This is a genomic window from Curvibacter sp. EU05-FHT14A10 (genome assembly GCF_058791075.1).
The window spans coordinates 39,955-66,867 of the sequence record NZ_JBYTDE010000024.1 but is presented as its reverse complement, the minus strand read 5'-3'; the positions used below and the strand labels follow the sequence as shown (position 1 = coordinate 66,867).

The 26,913-nt window shown below is 67.3% G+C and carries 29 protein-coding genes and 1 riboswitch; of the genes, 27 read left to right on the top strand and 2 right to left on the bottom strand.

Translation table 11 applies throughout. The features are described from left to right. The first annotated feature begins 181 nt into the window (after window positions 1-181). Together AC3WUT_RS27795 and AC3WUT_RS27790 are read left to right on the top strand one after the other, a co-directional pair. Window positions 182-1,333 (top strand): AAA family ATPase, encoded by a 1,152-nt coding sequence (locus AC3WUT_RS27795; protein ID WP_492350303.1) that lies wholly within the window; start codon window positions 182-184, stop codon window positions 1,331-1,333. Beyond that, window positions 1,330-1,929 (top strand): hypothetical protein, encoded by a 600-nt coding sequence (locus tag AC3WUT_RS27790; RefSeq protein WP_492350302.1) that lies wholly within the window; start codon window positions 1,330-1,332, stop codon window positions 1,927-1,929. Before AC3WUT_RS27795 ends, AC3WUT_RS27790 begins: the two co-directional genes overlap by 4 nt. On the opposite strand, the gene AC3WUT_RS27785 is transcribed toward AC3WUT_RS27790, so the two are convergent. After that, window positions 1,924-2,907 (bottom strand): LysR family transcriptional regulator, encoded by a 984-nt coding sequence (locus AC3WUT_RS27785; protein ID WP_492350304.1) that lies wholly within the window; start codon window positions 2,905-2,907, stop codon window positions 1,924-1,926. The genes AC3WUT_RS27790 and AC3WUT_RS27785 overlap by 6 nt on opposite strands. A 153-nt stretch (window positions 2,908-3,060) precedes the next feature. On the opposite strand from AC3WUT_RS27785, the gene AC3WUT_RS27780 reads away from it, so the two are divergent. From AC3WUT_RS27780 to AC3WUT_RS27735, 10 genes are all read left to right on the top strand, one after another. Continuing rightward, on the top strand, window positions 3,061-4,071 hold the full coding sequence (locus tag AC3WUT_RS27780; protein ID WP_492350301.1) for a TRAP transporter substrate-binding protein: 1,011 nt from the start codon (window positions 3,061-3,063) through the stop codon (window positions 4,069-4,071). 84 nt (window positions 4,072-4,155) lie between these two features. Further along, entirely contained in the window at window positions 4,156-5,937 is a 1,782-nt protein-coding gene (locus AC3WUT_RS27775; RefSeq protein ID WP_492350300.1) for an IlvD/Edd family dehydratase, read from the top strand. Between the two features lie 19 nt (window positions 5,938-5,956). Beyond that, entirely contained in the window at window positions 5,957-7,192 is a 1,236-nt protein-coding gene (locus AC3WUT_RS27770; protein WP_492350299.1) for a fumarylacetoacetate hydrolase family protein, read from the top strand. Between the two features lie 83 nt (window positions 7,193-7,275). After that, the gene (locus tag AC3WUT_RS27765) at window positions 7,276-7,893 is read left to right on the top strand and encodes a TRAP transporter small permease (protein WP_492350298.1); all 618 of its coding nucleotides are present in this window, start codon (window positions 7,276-7,278) and stop codon (window positions 7,891-7,893) included. A gap of 47 nt (window positions 7,894-7,940) precedes the next feature. Then, window positions 7,941-9,221, top strand: coding sequence for a TRAP transporter large permease subunit (locus AC3WUT_RS27760; RefSeq protein ID WP_492350297.1), 1,281 nt, complete (start codon window positions 7,941-7,943; stop codon window positions 9,219-9,221). Between the two features lie 28 nt (window positions 9,222-9,249). Beyond that, window positions 9,250-10,659: an FAD-binding oxidoreductase gene (locus tag AC3WUT_RS27755; protein ID WP_492350296.1), complete on the top strand. Its 1,410-nt coding sequence runs from the start codon at window positions 9,250-9,252 to the stop codon at window positions 10,657-10,659. Between the two features lie 39 nt (window positions 10,660-10,698). Then, a complete protein-coding gene (locus AC3WUT_RS27750) occupies window positions 10,699-11,454 on the top strand; it encodes an SDR family oxidoreductase (protein ID WP_492350295.1) in 756 nt (251 codons plus the stop codon). A 33-nt stretch (window positions 11,455-11,487) separates the two neighbouring features. Further along, entirely contained in the window at window positions 11,488-12,351 is an 864-nt protein-coding gene (locus AC3WUT_RS27745; RefSeq protein WP_492350294.1) for a fumarylacetoacetate hydrolase family protein, read from the top strand. Between the two features lie 97 nt (window positions 12,352-12,448). Next, on the top strand, window positions 12,449-12,817 hold the full coding sequence (locus AC3WUT_RS27740) for a hypothetical protein (RefSeq protein WP_492350293.1): 369 nt from the start codon (window positions 12,449-12,451) through the stop codon (window positions 12,815-12,817). A 396-nt stretch (window positions 12,818-13,213) separates the two neighbouring features. Then, the gene (locus AC3WUT_RS27735; RefSeq protein ID WP_492350292.1) at window positions 13,214-14,380 is read left to right on the top strand and encodes a GGDEF domain-containing protein; all 1,167 of its coding nucleotides are present in this window, start codon (window positions 13,214-13,216) and stop codon (window positions 14,378-14,380) included. Window positions 14,381-14,447: 67 nt separating this feature from the next. On the opposite strand, the gene AC3WUT_RS27730 is transcribed toward AC3WUT_RS27735, so the two are convergent. Further along, entirely contained in the window at window positions 14,448-15,284 is an 837-nt protein-coding gene (locus AC3WUT_RS27730; RefSeq protein ID WP_492350291.1) for an inositol monophosphatase family protein, read from the bottom strand. On the opposite strand from AC3WUT_RS27730, the gene AC3WUT_RS27725 reads away from it, so the two are divergent. The 15 genes from AC3WUT_RS27725 (at window position 15,283) to AC3WUT_RS27655 (ending at window position 26,913) form a co-directional block, all read left to right on the top strand. Continuing rightward, window positions 15,283-15,429, top strand: a complete 147-nt coding sequence (locus AC3WUT_RS27725; RefSeq protein ID WP_492350290.1) for a hypothetical protein — start codon at window positions 15,283-15,285, stop codon at window positions 15,427-15,429. The two genes, AC3WUT_RS27730 and AC3WUT_RS27725, sit on opposite strands and share 2 nt — an antisense overlap. Window positions 15,430-15,445: 16 nt before the next feature. After that, a riboswitch (cobalamin riboswitch) is annotated at window positions 15,446-15,658 on the top strand. A 121-nt stretch (window positions 15,659-15,779) separates the two neighbouring features. Further along, the gene (locus AC3WUT_RS27720) at window positions 15,780-16,457 is read left to right on the top strand and encodes an energy-coupling factor ABC transporter permease (RefSeq protein WP_492350289.1); all 678 of its coding nucleotides are present in this window, start codon (window positions 15,780-15,782) and stop codon (window positions 16,455-16,457) included. Beyond that, a complete protein-coding gene (locus AC3WUT_RS27715) occupies window positions 16,454-16,810 on the top strand; it encodes an energy-coupling factor ABC transporter substrate-binding protein (RefSeq protein ID WP_492350288.1) in 357 nt (118 codons plus the stop codon). Before AC3WUT_RS27720 ends, AC3WUT_RS27715 begins: the two co-directional genes overlap by 4 nt. Before the next feature lie 6 nt (window positions 16,811-16,816). Further along, window positions 16,817-17,560, top strand: a complete 744-nt coding sequence (locus AC3WUT_RS27710) for an energy-coupling factor transporter transmembrane component T family protein (RefSeq protein ID WP_492350287.1) — start codon at window positions 16,817-16,819, stop codon at window positions 17,558-17,560. After that, on the top strand, window positions 17,557-18,432 hold the full coding sequence (locus AC3WUT_RS27705; RefSeq protein WP_492350286.1) for an energy-coupling factor ABC transporter ATP-binding protein: 876 nt from the start codon (window positions 17,557-17,559) through the stop codon (window positions 18,430-18,432). Before AC3WUT_RS27710 ends, AC3WUT_RS27705 begins: the two co-directional genes overlap by 4 nt. Further along, complete coding sequence (gene cobM / locus AC3WUT_RS27700) at window positions 18,425-19,234, top strand: precorrin-4 C(11)-methyltransferase (RefSeq protein WP_492350285.1); 810 nt, start codon at window positions 18,425-18,427, stop codon at window positions 19,232-19,234. Before AC3WUT_RS27705 ends, cobM begins: the two co-directional genes overlap by 8 nt. After that, window positions 19,231-20,163, top strand: a complete 933-nt coding sequence (locus tag AC3WUT_RS27695) for a sirohydrochlorin chelatase (protein WP_492350284.1) — start codon at window positions 19,231-19,233, stop codon at window positions 20,161-20,163. The genes cobM and AC3WUT_RS27695 overlap by 4 nt, the downstream gene beginning before the upstream one ends. After that, a complete protein-coding gene (locus AC3WUT_RS27690) occupies window positions 20,160-20,843 on the top strand; it encodes a precorrin-8X methylmutase (RefSeq protein ID WP_492350283.1) in 684 nt (227 codons plus the stop codon). Before AC3WUT_RS27695 ends, AC3WUT_RS27690 begins: the two co-directional genes overlap by 4 nt. Before the next feature lie 11 nt (window positions 20,844-20,854). After that, window positions 20,855-22,093 carry a cobalt-precorrin-5B (C(1))-methyltransferase gene (locus tag AC3WUT_RS27685; RefSeq protein ID WP_492350282.1) on the top strand — a complete coding sequence of 413 codons (1,239 nt, stop codon included), beginning with the start codon at window positions 20,855-20,857 and terminating at the stop codon, window positions 22,091-22,093. Then, entirely contained in the window at window positions 22,090-23,427 is a 1,338-nt protein-coding gene (cbiE, locus tag AC3WUT_RS27680; RefSeq protein WP_492350281.1) for a precorrin-6y C5,15-methyltransferase (decarboxylating) subunit CbiE, read from the top strand. The genes AC3WUT_RS27685 and cbiE overlap by 4 nt, the downstream gene beginning before the upstream one ends. Continuing rightward, window positions 23,420-24,271, top strand: a complete 852-nt coding sequence (gene cobI / locus AC3WUT_RS27675; protein ID WP_492350280.1) for a precorrin-2 C(20)-methyltransferase — start codon at window positions 23,420-23,422, stop codon at window positions 24,269-24,271. The genes cbiE and cobI overlap by 8 nt, the downstream gene beginning before the upstream one ends. Beyond that, window positions 24,268-25,068: a cobalamin biosynthesis central domain-containing protein gene (locus AC3WUT_RS27670; RefSeq protein WP_492350279.1), complete on the top strand. Its 801-nt coding sequence runs from the start codon at window positions 24,268-24,270 to the stop codon at window positions 25,066-25,068. The genes cobI and AC3WUT_RS27670 overlap by 4 nt, the downstream gene beginning before the upstream one ends. Continuing rightward, a complete protein-coding gene (locus tag AC3WUT_RS27665; RefSeq protein ID WP_492350278.1) occupies window positions 25,065-25,514 on the top strand; it encodes a cobalamin biosynthesis protein in 450 nt (149 codons plus the stop codon). The genes AC3WUT_RS27670 and AC3WUT_RS27665 overlap by 4 nt, the downstream gene beginning before the upstream one ends. 11 nt (window positions 25,515-25,525) lie before the next feature. Beyond that, window positions 25,526-26,533, top strand: a complete 1,008-nt coding sequence (cobJ, locus tag AC3WUT_RS27660) for a precorrin-3B C(17)-methyltransferase (protein WP_492350277.1) — start codon at window positions 25,526-25,528, stop codon at window positions 26,531-26,533. Beyond that, window positions 26,530-26,913 (top strand): (2Fe-2S) ferredoxin domain-containing protein, encoded by a 384-nt coding sequence (locus AC3WUT_RS27655; protein ID WP_492350276.1) that lies wholly within the window; start codon window positions 26,530-26,532, stop codon window positions 26,911-26,913. Before cobJ ends, AC3WUT_RS27655 begins: the two co-directional genes overlap by 4 nt.

The following is a 26,913-nucleotide window of genomic DNA, read 5'->3' as shown; positions in this document are numbered from 1 at the left end:
GAAGACGCCAAACCCGAGCACATCACCGCCGGCTGCAACGTGCTGCTGCAGGCCATGCTGGAGCGGGCGGGCTGAAGGGGCGACTGTTTTCATAACTGAATTCTTCTTGCAGGGCGTGTACAGTCTCGTTCGACGGCTTCACCCCGCACAGTGCGGGTGAATTGCCGTCGAGGATCTGGACATGCTGGTCACCCGAATCAAACTCAAGAATTGGCGCAATTTCCGGGAATTGGACATTCCTTTGCGGGACGTTACGTATCTGTTGGGTCCCAATGCATCTGGTAAATCTAATTTATTGGATGCGTTGCGCTTCCTTCGTGACGTGAGCAAGCCCAAGGGCGGGGGATTGCAAACTGCCGTGGCAGATCGAGGTGGTATCAGCAAACTGCGTTGTCTTCACGCGCGGCGTGATCCGGAGGTGCGAATTGAGATTGAGCTGGCCTCTTCCCCGGATGCACCTTCTGAGTGGCGTTACAGCCTTGGTTTCAAACCTGAGGGCAAAGGTGCTCAGCGAATCTTGATTTCCAAAGAGGAGGTATGGCGTGGTCATACACTTCTGTTCAGCCGCCCGGATCGGAATGACCAGAGCGATCCGATGTTGTTGACACAGACCCGGCTGGAGCAAATTGCTGCCAACAGTGATTTCCGTGAATTGCCGGATTTTTTTGGTGCGATCACTTACCTCCATCTGGTGCCGCAGTTACTGAAATATTCGGAGAAACTGGGTGGTCAACGAATTGAAGATGATCCCTTTGGTCAGGGATTTCTTGAGCGCGTAGCCAGAACACCGGAAAGGACACGGACCGCCCGGTTGACCAAGATTGGCAAAGCCTTGAAGCTGGCCGTTCCTCAGTTTGAAGAATTGAGGTTCGTCAAGGACGAGTTGGGACACCCCCATTTGCAGGCTCTGTATGCCCATCATCGGCCGAATGCAGGTTGGCAGAATGAAGAGCATTTTTCAGACGGTACTCTGCGCCTCCTGGGCTTGCTGTGGTCCTTGCTGGATGGCTCATCTCTGTTGTTGCTTGAAGAGCCGGAGATTTCTCTGAATGACGCCATCGTCAAGGAAATCCCTCTCATCCTTCAGCGTTTGCAGCGTGATCGCAAAAACAGAAGACAGATCGTGCTCAGCACCCACAGTGAAGCCTTGTTGAGCAATCCTGGCATTGACGGGCGCGGTGTGGTCCTGCTGGAAACGGGGTCTCAAGGGACGACAGGCCGAACGCTGGGCAACGACGAGGCGGATGCCATGGAGGCGGGCTTTTCGGTGGCCGAAGTCGTGCTGCCCAAGACCCGCCCGACTCATGTTGATCAACTGGGGCTGTGGCAGTGACGGTCCTTTCCTTGGTGACTGAGGATGTCCTCAGTGAAGCGGTTGGCCTTCGATTGTTGGGCGAGGTCGGCATTCCTGCGCAGGATGTTCAATTATTGGGGCGAAGCGGATTCGGTTATCTGCGATCCAAAGTTGCCAGCTGGAAAGAGCTTGCCAGGAGACGGTATGTTCTTTTGTTGACCGATCTGGATCAATTGGCCTGTCCTGTGGCCATGCGTCAGGATTGGCTGGGAACAGATCCGATACCGCCCAAGCTATGGATGCGCATCGCTGTGCGAGAAGTCGAATCCTGGTTGCTTGCTGACCATGAGGGAATGCGCCAATTGATTGGATCCAGCGGCAAATTCCCACCCGCCCCTGATGAATTACCTGACCCCAAAGCACATTTGTTGAGCTTGGCCAAACAGGCCCCCCGTCGGGTGCGTCAGGACTTGGTGAAGGAAAAGGGCGCTATGGCCAGTCAGGGGATTGGCTACAACAACTTGTTGTGTGATTGGGTTAGAACAGCATGGTGTGCAGAGCGAGCGGCTGAACGTTCTCCTAGCTTGGCACGAACACGCCAGCGCTTGCAGCATTTGCGCCAGAGCATTTCATGAATCCGAGGCTGGTCTGCCATGGCCAGCCGGCCCGGCCATCTGCCGCAACACCGCCATGAAGGCCAGCGTCGCCGGCGTGGGGGTCTCGCCCAGGCGGGTCAGCATGCCGTAGTCGGGCATGCGGTCGGGCAGGTCGACGGGGATGCGGGCCAGCAGGCCTTTGTCGATGTAGCGCTTGACCAAGGCGGTGGGCTGCAGCGACAGCATGTCGGTGGTCTGCATCATCTCCAGTGCAAACAGGAAAGAGGGCGTTTCCACCACCCCTGAGGTCAGGGCCAGGCCGTTGCGACCGAAGATGTCGTCCGACACTTTGCGCACCGCGGTGGAGGCGGGGTACAGGATCCAGGGCCAGTGCGACAGCTCGGCCATGTCCAGCTCACGCGCGCCCCGCAGCGGGTGATGCAGGCCACCCACCACTTGCAGCGGTTCATCCGAAAGGCGCTCGTAGTGGAACTGGCTGCGCTGCGATTCATCGGTGAAGCGACCGATCATCAGGTCGATCTTGCGCTCGGCCAGCCACACCACCAACTGGTCGCTGCTTTGCTCCAGCACCTTCAGCACCAGCAGGGGGCGCAGGCGCTGAATCTCGGCCACCGAGGCGATCAGCACATGGGCTGCCGAGCCCGTGATCGCGCCGATCGACAGGTGGCCATGACCGCCCTGTTTGAGGGCATTGAATTCATCCACAAACTTGCGGTGCCCGGCCAGCGCGCTGGCGGCATAGCGCAGCGTGAACAGGCCCAGTTCGTTGGGCCGCATGCCGCGCGACAGGCGTTCGAACAGGCGCGCTTCCAGGATCTCTTCGATGTCCATCAGGATCTTGGTGGCTGCGGGCTGGGTGATGTGCATCTGCTCGGCCGTCAGGCGCAGGTTGCGGGTCTGGCCCAGGATGTCCAGAAACTGCAGATGGCGAAAGCGCAGGCGGGCACAGGCCTGGGCCAGCGATAGGGGTTTACCCGAAATCGGGTCTGGACTCATCAGCATTTGGAATGGATGCTAGCAAAAAAGTCAGTGGACCCAGGGGCCTTGACTACCTAATCTCTCGCCTGCATCGAGAGGATCCATCAGAGATTCCTTGCTGCCGGTGGCCTGATCCGCCGTGGTCCAGACATTCCAAATTCGGAGACATTCATGCAATTCAAAGCCCTGGCCCTGGCGGCCACGATCCTGGCCGCTCTGGCCGCCCCGGTCTCGGCCCAGATCAAGGACCACGTGTTCAAGGTGGGCATCGGCCTCAACGAAGACCACCCCCAGGCCCTGGCGGTCAAGTACTTTGCCGAGCAGTTGTCGGCCAAGAGCGGCGGCAAGCTGGTGGCCAAGCTCTATGCCAGCGGCTCGCTGGGCAACGATGTCAGCATGACCTCGGCGCTGCGCGGCGGCACCCTCGAGATGACGGTGCCCGACACCTCCACCCTGATGTCGCTGATCAAGCCCTTCGGTGTGCTGAACCTGCCCCTGACCTTTAACAATGAGCAAGAGGCCGATGCCGTGCTGGATGGCCCCTTTGGCCAGAAGCTGCTCGCCAAGCTGCCTGAAAAAGGCCTGGTGGGACTGGGCTATTGGGAGAACGGCTTTCGCCACGTGACCAATTCGCGCCGGCCCATCACCAAGGCCGATGACCTGGTGGGGCTGAAGCTGCGCGTGATCCAGAGCCCGCTGTTCCTTGACACCTTCAGCGCCCTCGGCGCCAACGCCACGCCCATGCCTTTCACCGAGCTGTATTCGGCCATGGAACAGGCCGCGGTGGATGGGCAGGAGAACCCCTCAGCCACCATCCTGTCGAGCAAGTTCTACGAAGTGCAGAAGCACATGGTGCTGTCGCGCCACATGTACAGCACCTGGGCCCTGCTGATGTCCAAGAAGACCTGGGACGGCCTCTCGGCACAAGAGCAGAAGATCGTGCAGGACGCGGCCCGCGAGGCCACGCTGTACGAGCGCAAGACCATCCGCGCCTTTGGCGACAAGGCCCTGGGCGAGCTCAAGAAGGTGGGCATGCAGGTGACCGAGCTGCCGGCGGCCGAGCAGGCCAAGATGCGCACCAAATTGCAGCCGGTGCTGGCCAAGTACGCCAAGGAGTTTGGTGAAGAGACCACGGGCGAACTCAACGCAGAACTGGCCAAGGTGCGCGGCACCGCCAAGTAAGGCGCCATCCCTTGTCGGGGCCGGTGCGCGGGCTGAGCCTGGCGCCGGGCCCCGGTGTTTCGTCTCTATTTCTTGCTGTACGCCATGGACAAAAAGCCCCAGCGCCCCTTCCGCTCGCGTGAGTGGTTTGCCGACCCCGAACGCTCGGACATGACCGCGCTCTACCTGGAACGCTTCATGAACTACGGGCTCACGCCCGAAGAGTTGCGCTCGGGCCGCCCCATCATCGGCATCGCCCAGACCGGCAGCGATCTGTCGCCCTGCAACCGCATCCACCTGGATCTGGCCAAGCGGGTACGTGACGGCATTCGCGATGCCGGCGGCATCCCGATGGAGTTCCCGGTGCACCCGATCTTCGAGAACTGCCGCCGCCCCACGGCTGCGTTGGACCGCAACCTGGCCTACCTGGGGCTGGTCGAGACCCTGTACGGTTACCCCATCGATGCCGTGGTGCTGACCACCGGCTGCGACAAGACCACGCCGGCCGGCATCATGGCCGCCTCCACCGTGGACATTCCCGCCATCGTGCTGTCGGGTGGCCCCATGCTCGACGGTTGGCACGACGGCGAGCTGGTGGGCTCGGGCACCGTGATCTGGCGCAGCCGCCGCCAACTGGCCGCCGGTGAGATCGATGAAGAAGAGTTTCTGCAGCGCGCCTGCAGCAGTGCCCCGTCGGCCGGCCATTGCAACACCATGGGCACGGCCTCCACCATGAATGCGGTGGCCGAGGCCCTGGGCCTGTCGCTGCCAGGGTGCGCCGCCATCCCGGCGCCTTACCGCGAACGCGGCCAGATGGCCTACGAGACCGGGCGGCGCATCGTCGAGATGGCCTATGAGGACCTGCGCCCGTCACGCATCCTGAGCCGCGAGAGCTTCCTCAACGCGCTGGCAGTGGTCAGCGCGGCAGGCGGCTCCAGCAACGCCCAGGTGCACATCATGGCCATGGCGCGGCACGCCGGTGTCGAATTGCATGCCCAGGACTGGACCCAGCACGCCTATGACCTGCCGCTGCTGCTCAATATGCAGCCTGCAGGCCAGTTTCTGGGCGAGCGCTTCTTTCGTGCCGGCGGGGTGCCGGCCCTGATGTGGGAGCTGTTGCAGGCCGGCCGCCTGAATGGCGATTGCCTGAGCGTGAGCGGCCAAAACATCGCCACCAACCTGCAAGGCCGCGAAACACGCGACCGCGAGGTGATCTACCCCTTCGCCCAACCTTTGATGCAGAAGGCTGGTTTCCTGGTGCTGGCGGGCAATCTGTTTGATTTCGGCATCCTCAAGACCTCGGTGATCTCTGAGGCCTTCCGTCAGCGCTACCTGAACCAGCCCGGGCAGGAGGGCGTGTTCGAGGCCCGCGCCGTGGTGTTCGAGGGGGCTGACGATTACCACGCGCGCATCAACGACCCCGCCCTCGACATCGACGAGGGCTGCATCCTGGTGATGCGTGGTGCCGGCCCCATCGGCTGGCCTGGCTCGGCCGAGGTGGTCAACATGCAGCCGCCCGATGCCCTGATCCGGCGCGGCATCAACACCCTGCCCACCTTGGGCGACGGACGCCAATCCGGCACGGCCGACAGCCCGTCCATCCTCAATGTCTCGCCCGAGAGCGCGGTGGGCGGTGGCTTGAGCTGGCTGCAAAGCGGCGACAGGCTGCGCATCGACCTCAACACCGGTCGCTGCGATGCCCTGGTGGCACCCGAAGAGATCGAGCGCCGCCGCCGCGAACTGCCCCCGCCGCCTGTGCCCCGCAGCCAGTCGCCCTGGGAGGCGCTGTACCGCGAGAAGACCGGCCAACTCGTGGACGGTGCCACGCTGGATTTTGCGTTGGACTACCGCCGGATCTCCGAGCACACCCCGCGCCACAACCACTGACGTTTTCAAGGATTCCGCCATGAGTTCCAACACAACGTCCACCGCAGCTGCGGTGGACGGTGCGGTCACGCACGCCCAGATTCTTCCCGACGACGGCCTGGCCGGCACCCTGGTGGGGCGCATCTGGCGCCCCGCCACCTTCCCAGGCGAACTGCCTGGCCCGGCCGTGGTGGCATTGCGCCCCGAGGGCGTGTTCGACCTGAGCCGGCGCTTTCCCACCATGAGCACCTTGCTCGATGCGCCCAACCCTGCCCAGGCCGTGCGCGAGGCACCCGGTCAGCGGGTGTGCAGCGTGGCCGACCTGCTGGGCAACAGCCAGCTTGGTGCCCGTGACAGCCAGGGGCCCTGGTTGCTGGCCCCGTGCGATCTGCAGGTGATCAAGGCGGCCGGTGTGACCTTTGCCGCCAGCCTGATCGAGCGCGTGATCGAAGAGCAGGCCCGCGGTGACGCCAGCCGCGCCCAGGGCCTGCGCAGCCAGGTGGTGGGCCTGATCGGCGAGAGCCTGGCCGACATCCGGCCCGGTTCGGAGCAGGCCATGGCCCTCAAGGCCCTGCTGCAGGACAAAGGCCTGTGGTCGCAGTACCTGGAGGTGGGCATCGGCCCCGACGCCGAGGTGTTCACCAAGGCCCCGGTACTGGCCTCGGTGGGCACGGGCGAGGACATCGGCATCCGCGCCGATTCGGCCTGGAACAACCCCGAGCCCGAGGTGGTCCTGGCCGTCAACAGCCGGGGCGACATCGTGGGCGCCACACTGGGCAACGACGTCAATCTGCGCGACATCGAAGGCCGCAGCGCCCTGTTGCTGGGCAAGGCCAAGGACAACAACGCCTCCTGTGCCATCGGGCCCTTCATCCGACTCTTCGATGCCGGATTCGGCCTGGACCAGGTGCGCCAGGAGACCGTGAACCTGCGCGTGGCCGGGCCCGATGGCTTTGAGCTGCGTGGCATCAACACCATGGCCAGCATCAGCCGCGATCCGGTCGATCTGGTGGCCCAGACCCTGGCCGCCCACCAGTACCCCGACGGCTTCATGCTGTTCCTGGGCACTCTGTTTGCCCCCATCGAAGACCGGGACCAGCCGGGCGGGGGGTTCACCCACCAACTGGGCGATGTGGTCACCATCCAGAGCCGCTGGCTGGGGGCGCTGCACAACCGCGTGACGCACAGCGAAAGCGCCGCCCCCTGGCGCTTCGGCCTGCGTGCCTTCATCGCCAACCTGGCCGCCCGCGGTTTGCTGCAGGGCGGGGCGCTGTGAGTTGGGCGCTGTGAAGCTGGCCAGACGAGACGATTGAACTCAAAAACCGCCATGGTGGCCCAGCCACCGAAGGAGACAACAACATGCTCAATACCCTCATCGACCGGTACTGCCGGTTCATCAACCTGCTCATCGCGCTGGCCCTGGCCGTCATGGTGGTGCTGGTGTTCGGCAACGTGGTGCTGCGTTACGCCTTCAATTCGGGCATTGCCATCAGCGAAGAGCTGTCGCGCTGGCTCTTCGTCTGGATCACCTTCCTGGGCGCCGTCAGCGCCATCAAGGAGAACGCCCACCTGGGCACCGACATGCTGGTCTCGCGACTGCCGGTGGCGGGCAAGAAGGTCTGCATGGTGCTGGGGCAGGTGTTGATGCTCTACATCACCTGGCTGTTCTTTCAGGGCAGCTGGCAGCAGACCGTGATCAATTGGGACGTGGAAGCCCCGGTCACCGGTGCGTCCACGGCCATCTTCTATGCCTCTGGGGTGGTGTTCTCGGTGTGTGCCGCCGGCCTCATCGTGCTGCAGCTGCTGCGCGTGCTGACCGGCCAGCTCAGCGAGGCCGAGCTGGTGATGATTAAGGAATCCGAGGAGCAGGGCGAGCTGGAGGCCCTGCAGGCCGAGCTGGCGCGTGAGAACGCCGCCGGCCACGGCGCCAGCCATTCCCCCCTGGGCGACAAGCCCCTGCCGCACGCGGGCCGCTGAGCTGGCGCGATGCAGACAAGACCAAGAACAACACCGGAGACTGAAACATGACCGTATTGATTTTTCTGGGCGGCCTGGTGGGCGCCATGGCCCTGGGCATTCCGATTGCCTACGCCCTGCTGGCCAGTGGCGTGGGCCTGATGTGGCAGCTGGACCTGTTCGACGCCCAGATCCTGGCGCAGAACTTCATCAACGGGGCCGACAGCTTTCCGCTGCTGGCCGTGCCCTTCTTCATGCTGGCGGGCGAGATCATGAACGTGGGGGGGCTGTCCCAGCGCATCGTGAACTTCGCGCTGGCCCTGGTGGGGCATGTGAAGGGGGGGCTGGGCTACGTGGTGATCCTGGCGGCCTGCCTGCTGTCGTCCCTGTCGGGCTCGGCGGTGGCCGATGCGGCGGCCCTGACGGCGCTGCTGCTGCCCATGATGGTCAAGGCCGGGCACAAGAAAGACGTGTCGGGCGGCCTGATCGCCGCCTCAGGGGTGATCGGCCCCATCATCCCCCCCAGCATCGGCTTTGTGATCTTCGGCGTGGCCGCCAACGTGTCGATCAGCAAGCTGTTCATCGCGGGCATCTTCCCCGGCATCATGATCGGGGCCGGCCTGGCCCTCACCTGGTGGTGGGTGGGCCGCAAGGAGCAACTGGCCCTGCCCGAGAAGAAGACCCAGGCCGAGATCTGGCGCGCCGCACGCGAGTCGGTCTGGGCGTTGACGCTGCCGGTGTTCATCCTCGTGGGCCTGCGCATGGGCGTGTTCACGCCCACCGAAGCGGCCGTGGTGGCGGCGGTGTACTCGCTGTTCGTGGCCACGGTCATCTACCGCGAGCTGCCCCTGTCGGCGCTGCTGCCCATCTTCACCACGGCGGCCAAGACCACCTCGGTGGTGATGTTCCTGGTGGCGGCGGCCATGGTGTCGTCGTGGCTGATCACGGTGGCCAACCTGCCCACCCAGATGGTCGAGTTGCTCAAGCCCTTCATGGGCAACCAGACCCTGCTGCTGGTGGCCATCATGGTGCTGGTGATGCTGGTCGGCACGGCGATGGACATGACCCCCACCATCCTGATCATGACCCCGGTGCTGATGCCCGTGATCAAGGCCGCCGGCATCGACCCGATCTACTTTGGCGTGCTGTTCATCATCAACAACTCGATCGGCCTGATCACCCCGCCGGTGGGCACCATCCTGAACGTGGTGGCCGGGGTAGGGCGCATGAAGATGGACGAGGTGACCCGCGGGGTCTGGCCCTTCATGGTGGCCGAGTTTGTGGTGATGTTCATCATGGTGGCTTTCCCCCAGACCGTGCTGGCGCCGCTGCGCTGGTTCACCGCCTGAGGCCATGACCCCGCTGATGGAGATGGTCATGACCGCAGCAACCCTTCCCCCGGCCCTGATGGCCGCCCTGCAGGCCGAACTGGGGCCCCAGGCCGTGCTGGTTGGTGCCGAGGCGCCAGAGCGCAATCACAACGACTACAGCGGCCTGCAACCCAGTCGACCCCTGGCCGTGCTGCGACCGGCCGACACCGCGGGTGTGGCGGCCGCGCTGCGCCTGTGCCGCCAGCATGGGGTGGCCGTGGTCCCGCAGGGTGGCCTGACCGGCCTGTGCGGCGGCGCCCGGGCCAGTGGATCGCAGATCGCACTGTCGCTGGAGCGCCTGGTGGGCATCGAGGAGATCGATCCGGCCGCGGCCACCCTCACGGTGCGGGCGGGCACCCCGCTGGAGGCGGTGCAGCAGGCGGCGGCCGAGGCGGGCTTTTTTTGCCCGCTGGACCTGGGGGCCCGCGGCTCGTGCAGCATCGGCGGCAACCTGGCCACCAATGCCGGCGGCAACCGCGTGATCCGCTACGGCATGGCACGCGAGATGGTGCTGGGCCTGGAGGTGGTACTGGCCGATGGCACGGTGATCACCAGCCTCAACAAGATGATCAAGAACAACGCAGGCTTTGACCTCAAGCACCTGTTCATCGGCAGCGAAGGCACGCTGGGGGTGATCACCCGCGTGGTGCTGCGCCTGTACCCCAAGCCGGCCTCCACCCTGGTGGCGATGTGCGCGGTGCGCGACTACGCCGGGGTGCTCACCTTGCTGAACTCGGCGCGCCAGAACCTGGGGCCGTTGCTCTCGGCTTTCGAGGTGATGTGGCCCGAGTACTGGCAGTTCGCCACCACCCGGGTGCCTGGGGTGCGCAACCCCCTGCAGGGCGACAACAGCCCGCACGGCGCCTATGTGCTGGTCGAAGCCCTGGGCACCGATGAAGCCCACGACGCGCCACGCTTCGAGGCCTGGCTGGCCGGCCTGATGGAGACCGGCGTGCTGCCCAATGCGGCCCTGGCCCAGTCGTTGGCCGATGTGAAGGCTTTCTGGGCCGTGCGTGACGCCACGGGCGAGTTGCACCCCCAACTGCCCCACCATCTGGCCTTCGACGTCGGCCTGCCCGTGGCCCGCATGGACGACTACGTGAGCCGCTGCCGCCAGGCTTTGCAGGCGCGCATTCCCAACGCCTGCACCCTGTTCTACGGGCACGTGGGTGATGGCAACCTGCACATCATCGTGCACCAGGCGGGCGTGGCCGAACAGCCCAAGAGCCTGGTCGACGGCATTGTCTATGGGCTGGTGCGCGAGTACGGCGGCACGGTGTCGGCCGAGCACGGCATCGGCACGCTCAAGCGCGCCTGGCTGGGCCATGCGCGCAGCCCGGCCGAAATCGCCCTGATGCAATCCCTCAAACAGGCCCTGGACCCACAAGGCCTGCTCAACCCCGGCAAGGTGATCTGAACCCGGCCCCCCTCCATCCAACCCGAGGATCTGTCCCCCATGACCCAACGACTTGCAGGCAAGACCGCCTTTCTGACCGCCGCCGGCCAGGGCATCGGCCGCGCCACCGCCGTGGCCTTCGCTGCCGAGGGCGCCCGTGTGATCGCCACCGACATCAACCCCGAGGCCCTGACCTCGCTGCAGCAGCAGATCGGCTGCATCACCCGCGTGCTGGACGTGACCCGAAGCGAGGCCGTGCAGGCCGCCGCGGCCGAGCTGGGCCCGGTGGACGTGCTGTTCAACGGGGCAGGCTTTGTGCACGCCGGCACCCTGCTGGACTGCACCGATGAAGAGTGGGACTTTGCGTTTGACCTCAACGTGCGCTCGCAATGGCGCACCATCCGCGCCTTCCTGCCCGGCATGCTGGCGCAGGGGCGGGGTTCCATCATCAATGTGTCGTCGGTGGCCGGCAGCATCAAGGGCGCGCCGCGCCGCTTTGTCTATGGCACCACCAAGGCCGCCGTGGTGGGGCTGACCAAGTCGGTGGCGGCCGATTTCGTGGGCCAGGGCATCCGCTGCAATGCGATCTGCCCCGGCACCGTGATGTCGCCTTCACTGCAGGAGCGCATCCAGGCCCAGGCGCAGGCCAGCGGCCAGTCGCTGGCCCAGGTCGAGGCCGGCTTTGTGGAACGCCAGCCCCTGGGCCGGTTGGGCCGGGCCGAAGAGATCGCGGCCCTGGCGGTCTACCTGGCCAGTGACGAATCGTCCTTCACCACCGGCACCGCCCAGGTCATCGATGGCGGCTGGTCGAACTGAGCTTTCTTTCACCCTTCACGCGGAACCCTGTTCATGAAATTGCTTCGCCACGGCCCCAAAGGCCAAGAGAAACCCGGCCTGCTGCACAGCGACGGCACCGTGCGTGACCTCAGCGCGGTGCTGGCCGACATCGGCCCGGCCACCTTGTCGCCCACCGGCATGGCCGCACTCGCCAGCCTCGATCCCAACACCCTGCCCGTGGTGCCCCAAGGCCGCCTGGCCGTGCCCTGGACCGGCATGCGCAAGTTCATCGCCATCGGCCTCAACTACGCCGACCACGCGGCCGAAGCCAACATGCCCATTCCGCAAGAGCCCATCGTCTTCACCAAGACCGTGGACAGCGCGGTGGGCTGCCACCATCCCGTGGTGCTGCCCCAGGGCTCGGTCAAGACCGACTGGGAGGTGGAACTGGGCGTGGTGATCGGCAGCCGCGCCCGCTACGTCAGCGAAGCGGATGCACTGAAGCATGTGGCCGGCTACTGCACCATCAACGACATCTCCGAGCGCGAATACCAACTGGAGCGCGGCGGCACCTGGGACAAGGGCAAGGGCTGCGACACCTTCGGCCCCATCGGCCCCTGGCTGGTCAGTGCCGACGAGGTGGGCGATCCGCAAGACCTGGCCCTGTGGCTGGATGTGAACGGCCAGCGCCAGCAGACCGGCCACACCCGCACCATGATCTTCACCGTGGCCCAGTTGGTCAGCTACCTGAGCCGCTTCATGACCCTGGAGCCCGGCGACCTGATCACCACCGGCACCCCACCCGGCGTGGGCATGGGCAAAAAGCCGGCCCCGCAGTTCCTTCGCCCGGGGGATGTGATGACGCTGGGCATCGAGAAACTCGGCACGCAGCAGCAGACGGTGTTTGCCTGGGATCCGGCGCTGATCGACGGTTGAAGGGCGGGGGCGCCTGCCCCTTGTCCGTTCATGGTCAAATAGCGACCGATGGGCGAATTTATGGCGTCCAGACGATCAGATTTGCAGTTTCCAGACCATGCCCTACGAAATCATCCGCGAACCCCAAGGTATCCACAAACGTTTCTGGGGCATCGTCACGGCTGAAGAATTTCTGTCGTCCGTGGGCCAGTTCCACAGCGACCCGCGCTTCGAGAACATCCGCTACACCATCAACGATTTTTCGGAGACCGAGGCCTTCACCATGGGCGAGGGCGGCATTGTGGACACGGCTGCCATCAACATCGGGGCCACCTTCGTGAATCCCAAATACCGCATCCTGGCCGTCACCGTGGACCCGGTGATCATCGCCATGGCCCGAAAGTACGACCAGATCACCCAAATGCCGCCGATCCTGCTGTTTGCGACCCTGGCCGAAGCGAGGGAGTGGGTTCGGGCGTCGGCCTGAAAGGCGCCCCGGCCGGCTGGCCGGAGCACTTTGAGTGCCCTGCTGGGCGTACTGCCTGTCAAAGACCGGAGGCTTGTCCATGGTGTCGCCGATTGCTTCGCTCAGTGTCCGTTGGCGTTTTCTGGTTCTGTTGCTGTGCACCTGTTTGGGGCTCGGGTCCTGGCCGTGGTCGAGGCCATGAGCCTGGACCGCCACTACCGAGTGGGCCTGGGGCGGTAGGCGGCCCTGGCCGGATCTATGACCCCCAGGCCGCTGATATCTGCGTTGAACTGCTGAGCCATGGCGGGTTTTCCTTCGAGGCCGCCTGAGCCGATCAGTTGCTGGTGCCCAGTTGTGCCGCAGGCCGGCGCACCCGGTTTCGGTGTAGAGTCAATTTCAAACACAGACGACCGATTCATGACCCTGCATCTGCCGACCTTGCTCATGGCGCTCATCCTGACCAGTGGCGTGCTTGCCGGTGCCGTGCTGGCCGTGGCCTGGGGCAGCCGCCTGCACAGGGGCCTGTCGCTTTGGGGCCTGGGCCTGGTCGTGAATGCCCTGTCCTACCCGGCGTTCGGTCTGCGAGACGCGGGCTGGCCAGGCCTGTCCATCGTGTTGACCAATGCCTTGACAGCGCTCAGCCTGGTCATCCACACCCTGGCGCTGATGGCCTTCCAGCGGGGCCGTTGCGACACCTTGCCGCGCTGGGTGGTGTGGTTGCCGGCGGGGCTGAACATGGTCGCGGCCGTGGCTTTGCTGCATGACGATCGTTGGCGTAACGTGTGGGTGGCGGGCCTGCAGGCCGCCTTGGCGCTCGTGTTGCTGTCGCAGGCCTGGGCGCCCGGCCTGCATGGGCGCCGCCTCACGGGCCGCTGGGTGGTGATCGTGGGGGCATCGCTGCTCTTCGTCACGCTGGTGGCGCGCACGGGCTCGATGCTCGGCGCCTCGGATTGGGACATCCAGTTCAACGTACCGACCCAGGTGCAGGTGGTCACCTACTTTGCCGTTCTGGCGGTGTTGCTGCTCAACAGCATGGGCTTTGTCCTGATGCAGATGGAGCATGCCGTCAGCCAGCAGCATGAGCTGGCCAGCCACGATCGCCTGACCGGTCTTTACAACCGCCTTGCCCTGATGGAGCTCCTGGACCACCACCTGGCCCTGGCCCGGCGGCGTCACAGTCCTCTGGCCCTGCTGATGCTCGACATCGATCATTTCAAGGTTGTCAACGATCAGCATGGCCACCTGGTGGGTGACGAGGTGCTGCGCCAGGTGGCGCAGCGGGCCCAGACCCGCTTGCGCAGTGCCGACATGCTGGCGCGTTTTGGCGGTGAAGAGTTTCTGGCCCTGTTGCCCGCCACCACGATCGAGGGCGCCCGGGCGGTGGCTGAGGACATCCGTCGTGCCGTGGGCGATCTGGCCATGGTGGTCAATGGGGTGAGCATCCCGGTGACGATCAGTATCGGCGTGCATGCCAGCATACCCACCGAAGGCCCGACCGCGGCCGAATCGATGATCGATCGCAGTGACCAGGCTCTCTACCAGGCCAAGCACCAGGGGCGCAATCGGGTGGTGGCGCTGGCCTGAGGGCCGCAAGCCAGCGCCTGGTTTGGCCGCTGCGCGGGTCTGGCAATGGCCTGACCCGGCGATCACGCTACAAGGGCGCACCCAGCAGGGCGTCCCTGATGAGTTCCCAGGCGTGTCGATCGGTGGCCAGGATCAGACCGCCGCTGGTGTGTGTTGGCAGGTAAGGGCTGCCATCGAACCGGGCGCTGTACCCGCCCGCCTCGTGGTGCAACAGCCAGCCCGCCGCATGGTCCCAAGGCATGAGCCTGTTGTAGACCAGCAGGTGGCAATGGCCGTCCGCAATCATTCGATACTCGTGAGCAGCGCACCGCAACCAGAAATTGAGTGCCAGACGAGACAGGTTCCGTGCCACGGTCGTTCGCAGGGGTTCGGGCAGGAAATTGGTCCCGACCACGCCTTGCATCTCGGCCAGGGGCACGGTCTCGGCGACCTTGAGCGAGGTCGGCGGCCGCCCCGGCCCTTGCTTCCAGGCCCCTTCTCCGCGCACCGCGAATGAGGTGTCCTGGCAGACCGGGTCATGGATGACCCCCATCACCACCTCACCCCGCACCGTCGCAGCCACCATGACCCCAAACAGCGGCAGGCCCGACGCAAAATTCTTCGTTCCGTCAATCGGGTCGATGATGAACGCCAGGTCGGCAGTCGCCATTTGGGTCAGCAAACCCGGATCCCGCCCCGTGGCCTCTTCTCCGACGATCAATGCCGAGGGGTAGGCCTTGCGCAGGCGCGCCGTGATCTCACGTTCGGCCGCCTCATCGGCGTCCGTCACGATGTCGAAGGCCGACGTTTTTTCGCGAACCCGGTTCGACTGCGTGCCAGAGAACCTTGGCATGATCTCGGTGCGCGCCACGTCGGCCAGGATCTCGCCGATGTGCTCGGCTTGGGCGCGGCTGATTGATTTCATGGCCGCAGTCTACCTGCCGCCTGCACTTGCTGACGCCAGCGGCGGCCCCCCTGGCGCCACGGTGCGACTGGCACATGGCGAAGTCCTGTCGGCGCACCTGCGCCCCTTCCCGGGCCTTGAAATCGATTTTCGAGTGGCCTCATGATCTGCGGGTTTCTGCAGTTAAGATCGCCGCTTCGGGTGCGTGACCTCTTCAGGGGGCACGTTAAACGGGAAGCCGGTGACGCCGCACAACAACCCTGTGTGGCCATTCCGGCGCAGCCCCCGCTGCTGTAAGCCAGACGACTCCGCCAACACACCACTGTGCATGACACGGGAAGGTGCGGAGAAGGATGAAGGCGAGCCAGAATACCGGCCCGAAAAAGCGCCAGCACCATTCCCCGGGGTGACGGGAAGATTGCAGCCAACATGCCCCGGCTCGCCTGCGGGCGTCTGGCCGCCTTTTTCATCCTCCGCGTGGTGCCTTGACAGGAACCATTCGACGGGAGGATTCGAATGCACATCATGGAAGGCTTTTTGCCGCCAGCGCACGCGCTGGGCTGGTCAGCCGCCTCTTTACCCTTTGTGATCTGGGGCCTGCGCTCCATGCAGCGCAGCGTGCAGGCGCAGCCCGAGCAGCGCATGCTGCTGGGCGTGAGCGCGGCCTTTGCCTTTTTGTTGTCGGCACTCAAGCTGCCTTCGGTCACCGGCAGTTGCTCGCACCCCACTGGGGTGGGCCTGGGCGCCATGCTGTTCGGGCCGGCAGCGATGGTGCCGATTGCGCTGGTGGTGCTGCTGTTCCAGGCCTTGCTGCTGGCCCACGGCGGCCTCACCACGCTGGGGGCCAATCTGTTCTCGATGGGCATCGTGGGGCCGCTGGTGTCGTACGGCGTGTTCCGGCTGGCCCGCGCCTGCGGCCTGGGGCGTTCGGGTGCGGTGTTTGGCGCTGCCTGCCTGGGGGACCTGGCCACCTACCTGTGCACCTCGGTGCAACTGGCCTGGGCCTTTCCCGACGCGGTCGGCGGCATGGCCGCCTCGCTGCTCAAGTTCGGCGGCATCTTCGCGCTCACGCAGATCCCGTTGGCCATCAGCGAAGGCTTGCTCACTGTGCTGGTGGTCAATGCCATGGCCCGCTTCAATGCGGCAGAGCTGCAGGGCCTGCCCTTGTTTACCCGGCGCGGGGTGGAAGCATGAGCCGTCGCAACCTGATGCTGCTGGCCGGTGTGGTGCTGCTCACCGCCTTGCCGCTGTGCTGGGTGGCCCAGCCCACCGATGCGGCGGCGCTGGCCGAGCACTTTGGCGGGGCCGACGCCCAAGCCCAGCAGGCCATTGCGCAACTGGCGCCGCATTACCAGCCCTGGTTCAGCCCGGTGCTTGAGCCGGCCAGCAACGAGATCGCCTCGCTGCTGTTTGCGCTGCAGGCCGCATTGGGCGCCGGGGTGATCGGGTTCTGGTTGGGGCTGTCCGTGGCGCGTGAGCGTGCTGCACGGCAGATCCAGCCCCCGGCCCAGGATCGCCCGACAGACCCTGCACTCCCCAAGCCCTGATCCGCCATGTTGATTGAACATTGGGCCTACGCCAACCGCTGGCAGGGCGTGTCGCCGGCCGCCAAGGGCTTGTGGGCGCTGGCCGGTCTGGCTGCCGCCCAGGGCGCGGCCACGCCCGGGCGGGCCCTGGGCTGCACGGCGGCCCTGGTCACTGCGTGCCTGCTTGGGGCTGGCGTGTCCTGGCGTGCCTATCTGCGCGCGGCCTGGGCACCGCTGGGCTTTCTGGGCCTGTCGGCCGCATCGATGGCGGTGTCGCTGGGCTGGAATGGCCCTGGGCTGCCGGCCTTGCAGCTGGCGCCTGACGCCCTGGCCTTGTCGGCCCGCACCAGTGCGCGGGCGCTGGCCTCGCTGGCGGCCTTGCTGGGCCTGGCGCTGACTACGCCGCTGCCCGATCTGATGGCCCTGCTGCGCCGCCTGCGGGTGCCCGCCTTGCTGCTGGAGCTGATGGTGCTGTGCCACCGCCTGCTGTTTGTGGCCCTGGCGCTGTTCCATGAGGCCAGCCGTGCCCAGCGTGCCCGCCTCGGTTACGCGAGTCGGGCCCAGGCCGTGCGCTCGATCGCCTTGTTGCTGGGCCACCAGGCCGTGCAACTGTGGCAGCGCGCCCGGGTGCTGCAGGCCAGCGCCGAGGCGCGCTGCGGCGGGGCTGGGCTGCGCTTTCTGCCACCGGCCTACCCTCGTGCGCGGCGCGATGTCGGGCTGGCGGCGTTCGCCTCGCTGGGCCTGTTGTTGGTGACCTGGGGCCTGCCATGAGGACGGCATGGCCAGTCTTTGAACTGCAGGGCGTGGGCTTCCGTTACCCCGACGGCCCCCAGGGCCTGCACGACTGCAGCCTGCGCCTGGCCCGTGGGCGCCGCCATGCGCTGCTGGGCGCCAATGGCGCCGGCAAGACCACCTTGCTGCAGCAACTCAATGGGCTGCTGCGGCCCAGTGCGGGCCAGATCGTGTTCGATGGCCAGCCGCTGGACGCCAGCCGTGCCGGCCTTCGCGCGTTGCGCCAGCGCGTGGGGCTGGTGTTCCAGAACCCCGAGCACCAGCTGTTCTCGGCCCAGGTGTTTGAAGACGTGTCGTATGGCCCGCTCAACCTGGGGCTGGACGAGGCCACGGTACGCGAGCGCGTGCGTGCAGCCCTGGCCGATGTGGGCCTGAGTGAGCAGGCCCTGGCCCCAGTGCACCAGCTGAGCTTTGGGCAGAAGAAGCGTGTGTGCTTGGCCGGCGTGCTGGCCATGCAGCCCGAGGTGTTGTTGCTCGACGAGCCCATGGCCGGCCTGGACGCCCCGATGCAGCTGGCGCTGACCACCTTGCTCGACGGCCTGGTGGCGCGCGGCGTGACCGTGCTGCTGTCCACCCACGACATCGACTTTGCCTACGCCTGGGCCGACCACCTGCACCTGATGCAGGCCGGCCGCTGCACCGCTTCGCTGCCCGCCACCGAGCTGCCGGGGCAGGCGGCAGGCTGGCGCCGCCTGGGCCAGCCCTTGCCCCGCGTGCTCGAGTTGCACCAGGCCCTGCAAGGCCGGGGCCTGCTGCCCGAGACCGACCCACCCCGCAGCCACGAAGCGCTGCTCGGCCTGCTGCGGCAGGCCGCCTCTTGTGATCTGGTGACCTCGAATGCCCATGACTGAAGCCCCACTGCCCGCATCGCGACCCTTGGGCAAGGTCTGGTTTGTGGGGGCCGGCCCGGGCGACCCCGAGCTGATCACCCTCAAGGGCCAGCGTCTGCTGGCCCAGGCCGGGGCCGTGCTGTTTGCCGGCTCGCTGGTCGACCAGGCCGTCACCCTGTACGCCCCGGCGGGTTGCCTGGTGCGCGACTCCAAGGACATGACCCTGGAGCAGATGAGCGACTGGCTGTCCGAGCAGGCGGCTCGCCACGCCACCGTGGTGCGCCTGCAGACCGGCGACCCCAGCTTGTACGGTGCCTTGATCGAGATGACCCGGCCGCTCACCGCGCTGGGCATCGATTGGGCTGTGGTGCCCGGCGTGTCGTCGGCCATGGCCTCGATGGCGGCCGCCGGCGAGGCCATGACCTTGCCCGAGGTCACGCAGACCGTGATCCTGACCCGGGTCGAAGGCCGCACCCCCATGCCCGAGGGCGAAGACCTGGCTGCGCTGGCCGCGCACCGCAGCACGCTGTGCATCTTTCTGTCGATCACCCTGATGCACAAGATCGAAGCCGGCCTGCGGGCCGCCGGCTGGCCCGAGGATGCCCCCATGCTGGTGGTGCACAAGGCCAGCTGGCCGGGCCAGGAGCGCATCGTGCGCGGCACCCTGGCCGACATCAAGCAGCGCTGCCGCGAGGCCGGCATCGTCAGCCAGGCCATGGTGGTGGCCAGCCCCACGCTGGGCGCCGCCGATTGGGAGACGCTGGCCCGCTCCAAGCTTTACGACCCCACCTTCACCCACCGCTTTCGAAAGGCCACGGCATGAACAAGCTCACTACCATCACCTCAGAGGACACCGTGCTGCTGGTCGGCCACGGCTCGCGAGAGGCCGCCGGCAACACCGAGATCCTCGACTTCGTGGCCCAGTGGCGCGCGCGCCGACCGCCGTGGCGCATCGAGGTGTGCTTCATCGAGTTTGCCTCGCCCTCGCTGCACGACGGCCTGCTGCGCGCCGCGCAAAGCGGGCGCCGGGTGCTGGTGCTGCCGCTGATCCTGAACGCCGCCGGCCACGTGAAGATGGAGATCCCCGAAGCCATCGAGCACACCCGCGCCCACTGCCCCGGCAGCCAGATTTTGCTGGCGCCCCACCTCACGGCCTGCGACCCCATCCTGGCCATCCTCAAGCGGCGCCTGCGCCAGGCCATGCTGGGCCTGGACATGCCCGACCCGCGCAGCACCGGCGTGATCGTGCTGGGGCGGGGCTCGTCCGACCGGGGTGCCAATGGCGACATGGCCAAGATGGCGCGCTGGCTGCTGGAGGAGGGCGACCACGAACTGGTCGACCTGGCCTTCACCGGCATCACCTGGCCGCGACTGGAGCGCGTGGTGCAACGCCAGGTGCTGCTGGGCATGGGGCAGATCGTGGTGTTGCCCTACTACCTGTACACCGGCACGCTGATGGAGCGCATCCACCGACAGGTGCAGCACCTGCGTGGCCAGTACCCGCAGCTGCGCCTGGCCTGCAGCACGCACTTTGGCTTCGAGCCCGAGATTTTCGAGCTGCTGGAGCAGCGCGCCCTCGATCTGCTGGCCGGCACCCCTGACAGCCGCCTGCCCTGCGACGGCTGCAGCTACCGCGAGATCGCGCACGACATGGGCCATGGGCATTCGCATGAGCACACCCATGCACCGGCGCCCGTTCATGTTCACGCGCCCGTAGCCACAGCACAGGCCCCACAGACCCAGCCCGCATGAGCACCGTCAACACCGTCACCGAGCAGCTCACCCGCGCCGGCCAGGCCATCGAGCACGACAGCTTTGCCATCATCGACGCCGAGGTGGGCCCACACGCGTACGACCCGGGCCAGTGGCCCATCGTGCGCCGCATGATCCACGCCAACGCCGATTTCGAGTTCAATGGCCTGACCGACTTTCACCCCGGCGCGGTGGAGGCCGGCCTGCAGGCCATGCTGCGCAGCGGTACGCCCGTGGTGGCCGATGTCGAGATGATCTGCTCGGGCCTCTCGCAGCCGCGTCTGGCCCACTTTGGCATGCGCACCCACCAGTTCATCAGCGATGCGGACGTGATCGAGGCAGCGCGCGCCCAGGACACCACCCGCGCCGTGCAGGCCATGCGCAAGGCGCATCGCCAGGGCCTGCTGCAGGGCGCCATCGTGGGCATCGGCAACGCGCCCACCGCGCTGATCGAGCTGGTGCGCCTGATCCGCGAGGAGGGCGTTCGCCCGGCCCTGGTGGTGGGCATGCCGGTGGGCTTTGTGGCGGCGGCCGAATCGAAAGACCTGATGGCTGAGCTGATCGAGGTGCCCTGGATCGTGATCCGTGGCCGCAAGGGCGGCTCGACCCTGGTGGTGGCGGCCCTGCACGCCCTGCTGGCGCTGGCCGAGGCGCGTCAGAAAGCCGCCGGGGCCGCGTGATGGCAGCAAAGATGGACAGCAAAATGGAGGGCAAGGGCACCCCGCCCCGCGGCACCCGCACCGGCTTCACCACCGGCGCCTGCGCTGCGGCCGCGGCCCGCGCCGCCGTGCAGGGCCTGCTGAGCGGCCAGGTGCCCGACGCGGTGGAAAGCCTGCTGCCCAATGGCGACCGGGTGCGCTTTGCGGTGCACGACGGGCGATGCGACCCGGTCAGCGCTCACGCCATGGTGGTCAAGTTTGCTGGCGATGACCCCGACTGCACCGATGGCGCCCACCTCACGGTGGACCTGCGCGTGCTGCCCGGCCAGGCCGGTGTGCTGAACTGGCGCGCCGGCGAGGGCGTGGGCACGGTCACCTTGCCGGGCCTGGGCCTGGAGGTGGGCGGCCCGGCCATCAACCCGGTGCCGCGCCAGAACATCGCCGACAACCTGCGCGAGGTGGCCCCGGCGCTGCTGGCCGAGCATGGGCTGGAGGTGTGCATCAGCGTGCCCGGTGGGCAGGAGATGGCCAAGAAGACCACCAATGCCCGCCTGGGCATCCTGGGCGGCATCAGCATCCTGGGCACCACCGGCATCGTGCGGCCGTACTCCACCGCCGCCTGGCGGGCCAGCGTGGTGCAGGGCGTTCAGGTGGCGGCCACGCTGGGCCATGGCCTGGTGGCGCTGACCACGGGTGGCCGCACCGAATCGTTTGCCATGGCCACCCTGCGCGCCGAGCAGCCCGGCCTGCCCGCCGCCAGCTTTGTGCAGATGGGCGACTTTCTGCGCTATGCGCTTGACGAGGCGGTGGCCCAGGGCCTGCCGCTGGTGGTGTTGGGCGTGATGGTGGGCAAGCTCACCAAGATCGCCCAGGGCGAAACCATCACCCATGCCAACCGCAACGTGGTCGACACCGAGCTGGTGGCGCAGATCGGCCGCCAGATCGGCGCCAGCGAGGCCGACTGCCAAGCCATGGCCCAGGCCGAGACTGCCCGCTTCGGCGCCGAACTGATGGTGGAGCGTGGCCTGGGCCCCGCCTTCCATCAGGCCCTGGCCCAGGCGGCCATCGACACCCTGACCGACCCGCAGCGCTATGGCCGCGCATTTCAGCTGCGCGTGCTGGTGTGCGACTTTGCCGGGCAATTGGTGGCTGATGTGCTCTCGCCCCCGGCGCTGCCCCCGTCTGAGAGACCGGCCCTTCCGGCCCGGGCCCTTCTGCTCGACACCGACAAAGACAACGACACCGACACCAACGAGGACCCCGCTCCGTGACCCCCGAGAAAGACCCCAACCCCTGCCGCGTGATCGGTGTGCTCGATGACGGCGTGGCCAGCCTCAGCGCCACCGCGCTGGCCCATCTGCGCACCGCCGACGTGGTGATCGGCGGGGCCCGCACCCTGGCCCTGCTGCGCCACGAGTTCAAGCCCCAGGCCCGGCTGCACGATCTGGGCGGCCAGCTCAAGGCCGTGCCCGGCTGGGTGCGCGCGGCCCGCGAGGCCCACCTGGCCTGCGTGGTGCTGGCCACCGGCGACCCGCTGTGCCACGGCATCGCGCCCTACCTGGCGCAGCACCTGTGCGTGCAGGCACTCGACATCCTGCCCAACCTGTCGACCCTGCAACTGGCCTGCGCCCGCATCGGCCTGGCCTGGCAGGACGCCCGCATTGTCTCGGTGCACGGCACGGACGCCGGCGAGTGGGCAGTGGGCAGCCCGCCCGGCCACGGCCTGTACGCGCTGGCCCAGGCCTTGCGCGGCGAGCGCCGCCTGCTGGTGCTGACCAGCCCGGCCAACAGCCCCGACCGCATCGCCCGCCTGTTGCTGGCCGAAGGCCTGGGCGACGACTACCAGATGGCCGTGGCCGAGAACCTGCTGCAGGCCGAAGAGCGCCTGCACACCGAGCTCAGCCCGGCCCAGGCCGCCACCCTGCGCTTTGCCGAGCTCAATGTGGTGCTGCTGTGGCGCTTGCGGGCCGCGCCCCAGCCCTCATGCCTGGGCCTGCCCGACAGCGCCTATGAGCAGCGCCAGCCCGACAAGGGCCTGATCACCAAGCAGGAGGTGCGTGCCGTCAGCCTGGCCCGCCTGCAATTGCGACCCGCCAGCAGGGTGTGGGACATCGGGGCCGGCTCGGGCTCGGTGGGGCTGGAGGCGGCGCGCCTGTGCCGGCGCGGCCATGTGTGGGCCATCGAGAAAAACGAGGCCGACCATGCCATTGCCAGCCGCAACCACGCCCGCGCCGGCCTGAGCAACTACAGCCTGCAACTGGGCCGCGCCCCCGAAGGCCTGGCCGACTGGCCCGACCCCGATGCGGTGTTCATCGGCGGCTCGGGCGGCGAGCTGGCCGAGCTGATCACCCTGGTGCTGCAGCGCCTGCGCCCGGGCGGCCACCTGGTGATGAATTTTGTGACCCTGGAGAACCTGGCCACCGCCACCGCGGCCTTGAAGGCCGCAAGCACCCAGGCCGCCCCCGGCACCCTGAGTTGGGACGTGCTGCAGCTCCAGGCCGCGCGCAGCAAACCCATTCTGCACATGCACCGCATGGCCGCCGAGAACCCGGTGTGGCTGGTCTGCGCCCGGCGTGCCCACCCTGAGGAAGCCTTGAATGACTGAGCCCACGAGTTTGCCGTCTGCCGCATCGACCGCGGAGCCTCGGCGCGGCACCCTGTGGGGTGTCTCCCTGGGCCCCGGTGACCCGGGCCTGATCACCCGTGCCGCCTGGGCCGCCCTGCAGCGCCGCGACGTGGCCTGGGCCTACCCGGCCCGCAGCGGCAAAACCCCCAGCTACGCGCTCGACATCGCCACCCGCGCCGGCCTGACGCCCCCCGAACAGCACAGCCTGCTGCTGTTTCCGATGACCCACGACGGCGAGAAGCTGGCCCGCGCCTGGCTCAAGGCCGCGCAAGCCCTGCTGCCCTGGCTGCAGGCTGGGCGCGATGTGCTGTTTCTGGTGGAGGGCGACGCCAGCACCTATGCCACCTTTGGCCACCTGGCCCGCACCCTGAAGGCGCTGGACGCCGAAGTGCCGGTGCAGGTGCTGGCCGGCGTCAACTCGTTCACCGCGGCCAGTGCCCGGGCTGGGGTGCCCTTTGCCGAGCAGGACGACACCGTGGCCATCGTGCCCGCGGCCTACGGCCTGAGCGCGGTCGATCGCCTGCTGCCCGACTTCGACACCCTGGTGCTCATGAAGATCAAGCCCCTGCTCGACGAGCTGCTCGACTGGCTGCAGCGCCGCGGCCTGCTGGAAGGCGCGCATTTCATCGAGCGCGTGGGCGCGCCCGACGAGCGCCGGGTGTCTGGCCCCGACCTGCTGGCCTTGCGCGGTACCCGGGTCAGCTACCTGTCGCTGCTGCTGCTGAAAAACCCGGGCCGCGTGCGCGGCGAACGCATCAAGGGCTGCCTCAAGAAGAGCGGCCCGCCCGCACCTGCCATCCCCCCTATGCTGGAGCATCCATGACCGAACCCAACGCCAAGGCTCAACCCACCGTGGTGCTGTCGGCCCCGGCCCAGGCCGCCGAAGATGTGCGCCTGTGCCTGGTCGCCATCACCCGCCACGGCGCCAGCCAGGCGGCCCGCCTGGCGCAGGCCCTGCCGCAGGCCGCCGTCTGCACCTCGGCCAAGTTTGCCGCGCAGTTTGCCGGCCTGCCCAATCGCGTGCACGCCTACGAGGGCGCGCTGCGCGACGAAATCGGCCCCCTGTTCGAGGGCTGGGACCAGCTGGTGTTCTTTGTCTCGCTGGGCGCCGTGGTGCGCCTGATCGCGCCGCACCTGCGCAGCAAGGACGAAGACCCCGGCGTGATCGTGGTGGACGATGCCGGCCAGTACGTGATCCCGGTGCTGTCGGGCCATGTGGGCGGCGCCAATGAATGGAGCGAGCGCGTGGCCGAGGCCTTGCAGGCCCGCCCCGTGCTCACCACCGCCTCCGACGTGGGCCGCACCCTGCCGGTCGACATCCTGGGCCGGCACCTGGGCTGGCGCGTGGAGGCGCCCAAGATCAACATCACCCGCGTGTCGGCCCATGTGGTCAATGGCGAGCCCATCGCCTTCGTGCAAGAGGCCGGACGCCCCGACTGGTGGACTCGGCCCACGCCGCTGCCCGCCAACATCCATTGCTTCAGCCAGTTCGACGCGGTGGACCTGAGCCGCTTTGCTGCCGTGCTGTGGGTCACCCATGCCGAGGTGGACGAGGCACGCTGGGCCCAACTGAGCGAGCGCCTGGTGGTGTACCGGCCACCGCTGGAGGCGAGTGCATGAACCCCTCCGGACACCACGCCAGACACCGTCCCACCGTGGCGCTGGGCCTGGGTTGCGACCGGGGCTGCAGCCTGGCCACGCTGCGCCAGGCGGTGGAGCAGGCCCTGGCCCAGGCTGGCGCCGGCTGGGCCGATGTGCAGGCCGCCGCCAGCATCACCCTCAAGGCCGACGAGGCTGGCCTGCTGGCGCTGGCGGCCGAGCAGGGCTGGGCGCTGCGCTTCCACCCACCCGAGGTGCTGGCGGCCGTGCCCGTGCCCAACCCTTCGGAGACCGTGCGCCACTACACCGGCACCCCCTCGGTCAGCGAGGCAGCCGCCTTGCTGGCCGCCGGCTGGCCCGGCCCGCCCGCGCCGGCGCTGTTGCTGGAAAAGCACAAGCACTGCGGCCCCGACGGCCGCAACGCCACCGTGTCGGTGGCGCTCATGAACCCCACCCCTGAAGGCTGAGAACCCAGACCATGAACCCTGAACCCACCCATCCCGAGCCCCTGGCGGGCAAGATCATGCTCGTGGGCATCGGCCCGGGCAGCGTCGAGCACATGACGGCCCGCGCCCGCTCGGCCATCGCCGAGGCCGACGTGGTGATCGGCTATGTCACCTACATCAAGCTGGTGGCCGACCTGCTCGAAGGCAAGGAGATCATCCGCAAGTCGATGACCGAAGAGCTGGACCGCGCCATCAGCGCCCTCGAATGCGCCCGCGCGGGCAAGAAGGTGGCCCTGATCTCGTCGGGCGATGCCGGCGTGTACGGCATGGCCGGCCCCACCTACGAGGTGCTGTTTCAGGCCGGCTGGACGCCCGACGACCCGGTGCAGCTCGAGATCGTGCCCGGGGCCTCGGCGCTGAACAGCTGCGCGGCCCGCGTGGGGGCACCGCTCACGCACGATTTCTGTGCCATCTCGCTGTCGGACCTGCTCACGCCCTGGCCCACGATTGCGCGCCGGCTCGATGCGGTGGCCATGGCCGATTTCGTGGTGGCACTCTACAACCCCAAGAGCGGCCGGCGCACGCGCCAGATCGTCGAAGCGCAGCGCCTGTTCTTGCGGCACCGCCGCGCCGACACCCCGGTGGCCATCGTCAAGAGCGCCTACCGCCGCCGCGAGAACATCGTCTTCACCACGCTGGACCAGATGGCCGAGGCCGACATCGGCATGCTCAGCACCGTGCTGATCGGCAACAGCAACACCTTTGTGCGCCACGGCCTGATGGTCACCCCGCGCGGCTACGCCAACAAGTACGACATGGACGACGGCGGCAGCACCCGCGAGGGCGAAAAGGCTGGCCGCTCGCTCTCCACCGGCCTGCTGGGCTGGCTGGAATCGTTGCAGGCCGACCACCAGGCCGGCGCCAGCCTGGAGGCCCTGGCTGCGCTGCATCGCCTGCCGGTCGACTACATCCGCGACACCCTGCAACACCCGCCCGAGGCGCACGATGCCACGGCCCCTGCCGAAGAAAGCGAAGCATGAGCAGCCCCACCGAACAGGACATGGCGGCCCAAACCGCTGATGCAGCCAGCCCCGCCGTCGTCAAGCCCAAGATCGGCACCTACAAGCGCCACCTGCTGATCTGCACCGGCCCCCGCTGCAGCCCCGGTGGCGAATCGCAAGACCTGTACGACAGCCTGGGCGCCAAGTTCAAGGCCGCCGGCCTGGACGCCGGCGAACTGCGCGTGAAGCGCAGCCGCGTGAGCTGCTTTGCGGCCTGCAAGGGCGGCCCGGTGCTGTGCGTGCAGCCCGACGGCACCTGGTACTACAACGTCACCCCCGCCAACATGGACCGCATCATCGAGGAGCACCTGGTGCAGGGGCGGCGGGTGGAGGATCTGGTGTTCCATCAGGCGGGGTAG

What these genes read in the sequence shown, in the direction of transcription:
- AC3WUT_RS27665 (WP_492350278.1), top strand. Translation starts at nt 25,065, where the DNA reads ATGAACCCCTCCGGACACCACGCCAGACACCGTCCCACCGTGGCGCTG.
- AC3WUT_RS27685 (WP_492350282.1), top strand. Translation starts at nt 20,855, where the DNA reads ATGGACAGCAAAATGGAGGGCAAGGGCACCCCGCCCCGCGGCACCCGC.
- AC3WUT_RS27710 (WP_492350287.1), top strand. Translation starts at nt 16,817, where the DNA reads ATGTTGATTGAACATTGGGCCTACGCCAACCGCTGGCAGGGCGTGTCG.
- AC3WUT_RS27765 (WP_492350298.1), top strand. Translation starts at nt 7,276, where the DNA reads ATGCTCAATACCCTCATCGACCGGTACTGCCGGTTCATCAACCTGCTC.
- AC3WUT_RS27740 (WP_492350293.1), top strand. Translation starts at nt 12,449, where the DNA reads ATGCCCTACGAAATCATCCGCGAACCCCAAGGTATCCACAAACGTTTC.
- AC3WUT_RS27755 (WP_492350296.1), top strand. Translation starts at nt 9,250, where the DNA reads ATGACCGCAGCAACCCTTCCCCCGGCCCTGATGGCCGCCCTGCAGGCC.
- AC3WUT_RS27775 (WP_492350300.1), top strand. Translation starts at nt 4,156, where the DNA reads ATGGACAAAAAGCCCCAGCGCCCCTTCCGCTCGCGTGAGTGGTTTGCC.
- AC3WUT_RS27725 (WP_492350290.1), top strand. Translation starts at nt 15,283, where the DNA reads ATGGCCGCAGTCTACCTGCCGCCTGCACTTGCTGACGCCAGCGGCGGC.
- AC3WUT_RS27760 (WP_492350297.1), top strand. Translation starts at nt 7,941, where the DNA reads ATGACCGTATTGATTTTTCTGGGCGGCCTGGTGGGCGCCATGGCCCTG.
- AC3WUT_RS27715 (WP_492350288.1), top strand. Translation starts at nt 16,454, where the DNA reads ATGAGCCGTCGCAACCTGATGCTGCTGGCCGGTGTGGTGCTGCTCACC.
- AC3WUT_RS27670 (WP_492350279.1), top strand. Translation starts at nt 24,268, where the DNA reads ATGACCGAACCCAACGCCAAGGCTCAACCCACCGTGGTGCTGTCGGCC.
- AC3WUT_RS27735 (WP_492350292.1), top strand. Translation starts at nt 13,214, where the DNA reads ATGACCCTGCATCTGCCGACCTTGCTCATGGCGCTCATCCTGACCAGT.
- AC3WUT_RS27785 (WP_492350304.1), bottom strand. Translation starts at nt 2,907, where the DNA reads ATGAGTCCAGACCCGATTTCGGGTAAACCCCTATCGCTGGCCCAGGCC.
- AC3WUT_RS27780 (WP_492350301.1), top strand. Translation starts at nt 3,061, where the DNA reads ATGCAATTCAAAGCCCTGGCCCTGGCGGCCACGATCCTGGCCGCTCTG.
- cobI (WP_492350280.1), top strand. Translation starts at nt 23,420, where the DNA reads ATGACTGAGCCCACGAGTTTGCCGTCTGCCGCATCGACCGCGGAGCCT.
- AC3WUT_RS27705 (WP_492350286.1), top strand. Translation starts at nt 17,557, where the DNA reads ATGAGGACGGCATGGCCAGTCTTTGAACTGCAGGGCGTGGGCTTCCGT.
- AC3WUT_RS27720 (WP_492350289.1), top strand. Translation starts at nt 15,780, where the DNA reads ATGCACATCATGGAAGGCTTTTTGCCGCCAGCGCACGCGCTGGGCTGG.
- AC3WUT_RS27750 (WP_492350295.1), top strand. Translation starts at nt 10,699, where the DNA reads ATGACCCAACGACTTGCAGGCAAGACCGCCTTTCTGACCGCCGCCGGC.
- AC3WUT_RS27745 (WP_492350294.1), top strand. Translation starts at nt 11,488, where the DNA reads ATGAAATTGCTTCGCCACGGCCCCAAAGGCCAAGAGAAACCCGGCCTG.
- cobJ (WP_492350277.1), top strand. Translation starts at nt 25,526, where the DNA reads ATGAACCCTGAACCCACCCATCCCGAGCCCCTGGCGGGCAAGATCATG.
- cobM (WP_492350285.1), top strand. Translation starts at nt 18,425, where the DNA reads ATGACTGAAGCCCCACTGCCCGCATCGCGACCCTTGGGCAAGGTCTGG.
- AC3WUT_RS27655 (WP_492350276.1), top strand. Translation starts at nt 26,530, where the DNA reads ATGAGCAGCCCCACCGAACAGGACATGGCGGCCCAAACCGCTGATGCA.
- AC3WUT_RS27795 (WP_492350303.1), top strand. Translation starts at nt 182, where the DNA reads ATGCTGGTCACCCGAATCAAACTCAAGAATTGGCGCAATTTCCGGGAA.
- AC3WUT_RS27695 (WP_492350284.1), top strand. Translation starts at nt 19,231, where the DNA reads ATGAACAAGCTCACTACCATCACCTCAGAGGACACCGTGCTGCTGGTC.
- AC3WUT_RS27730 (WP_492350291.1), bottom strand. Translation starts at nt 15,284, where the DNA reads ATGAAATCAATCAGCCGCGCCCAAGCCGAGCACATCGGCGAGATCCTG.
- AC3WUT_RS27770 (WP_492350299.1), top strand. Translation starts at nt 5,957, where the DNA reads ATGAGTTCCAACACAACGTCCACCGCAGCTGCGGTGGACGGTGCGGTC.
- AC3WUT_RS27690 (WP_492350283.1), top strand. Translation starts at nt 20,160, where the DNA reads ATGAGCACCGTCAACACCGTCACCGAGCAGCTCACCCGCGCCGGCCAG.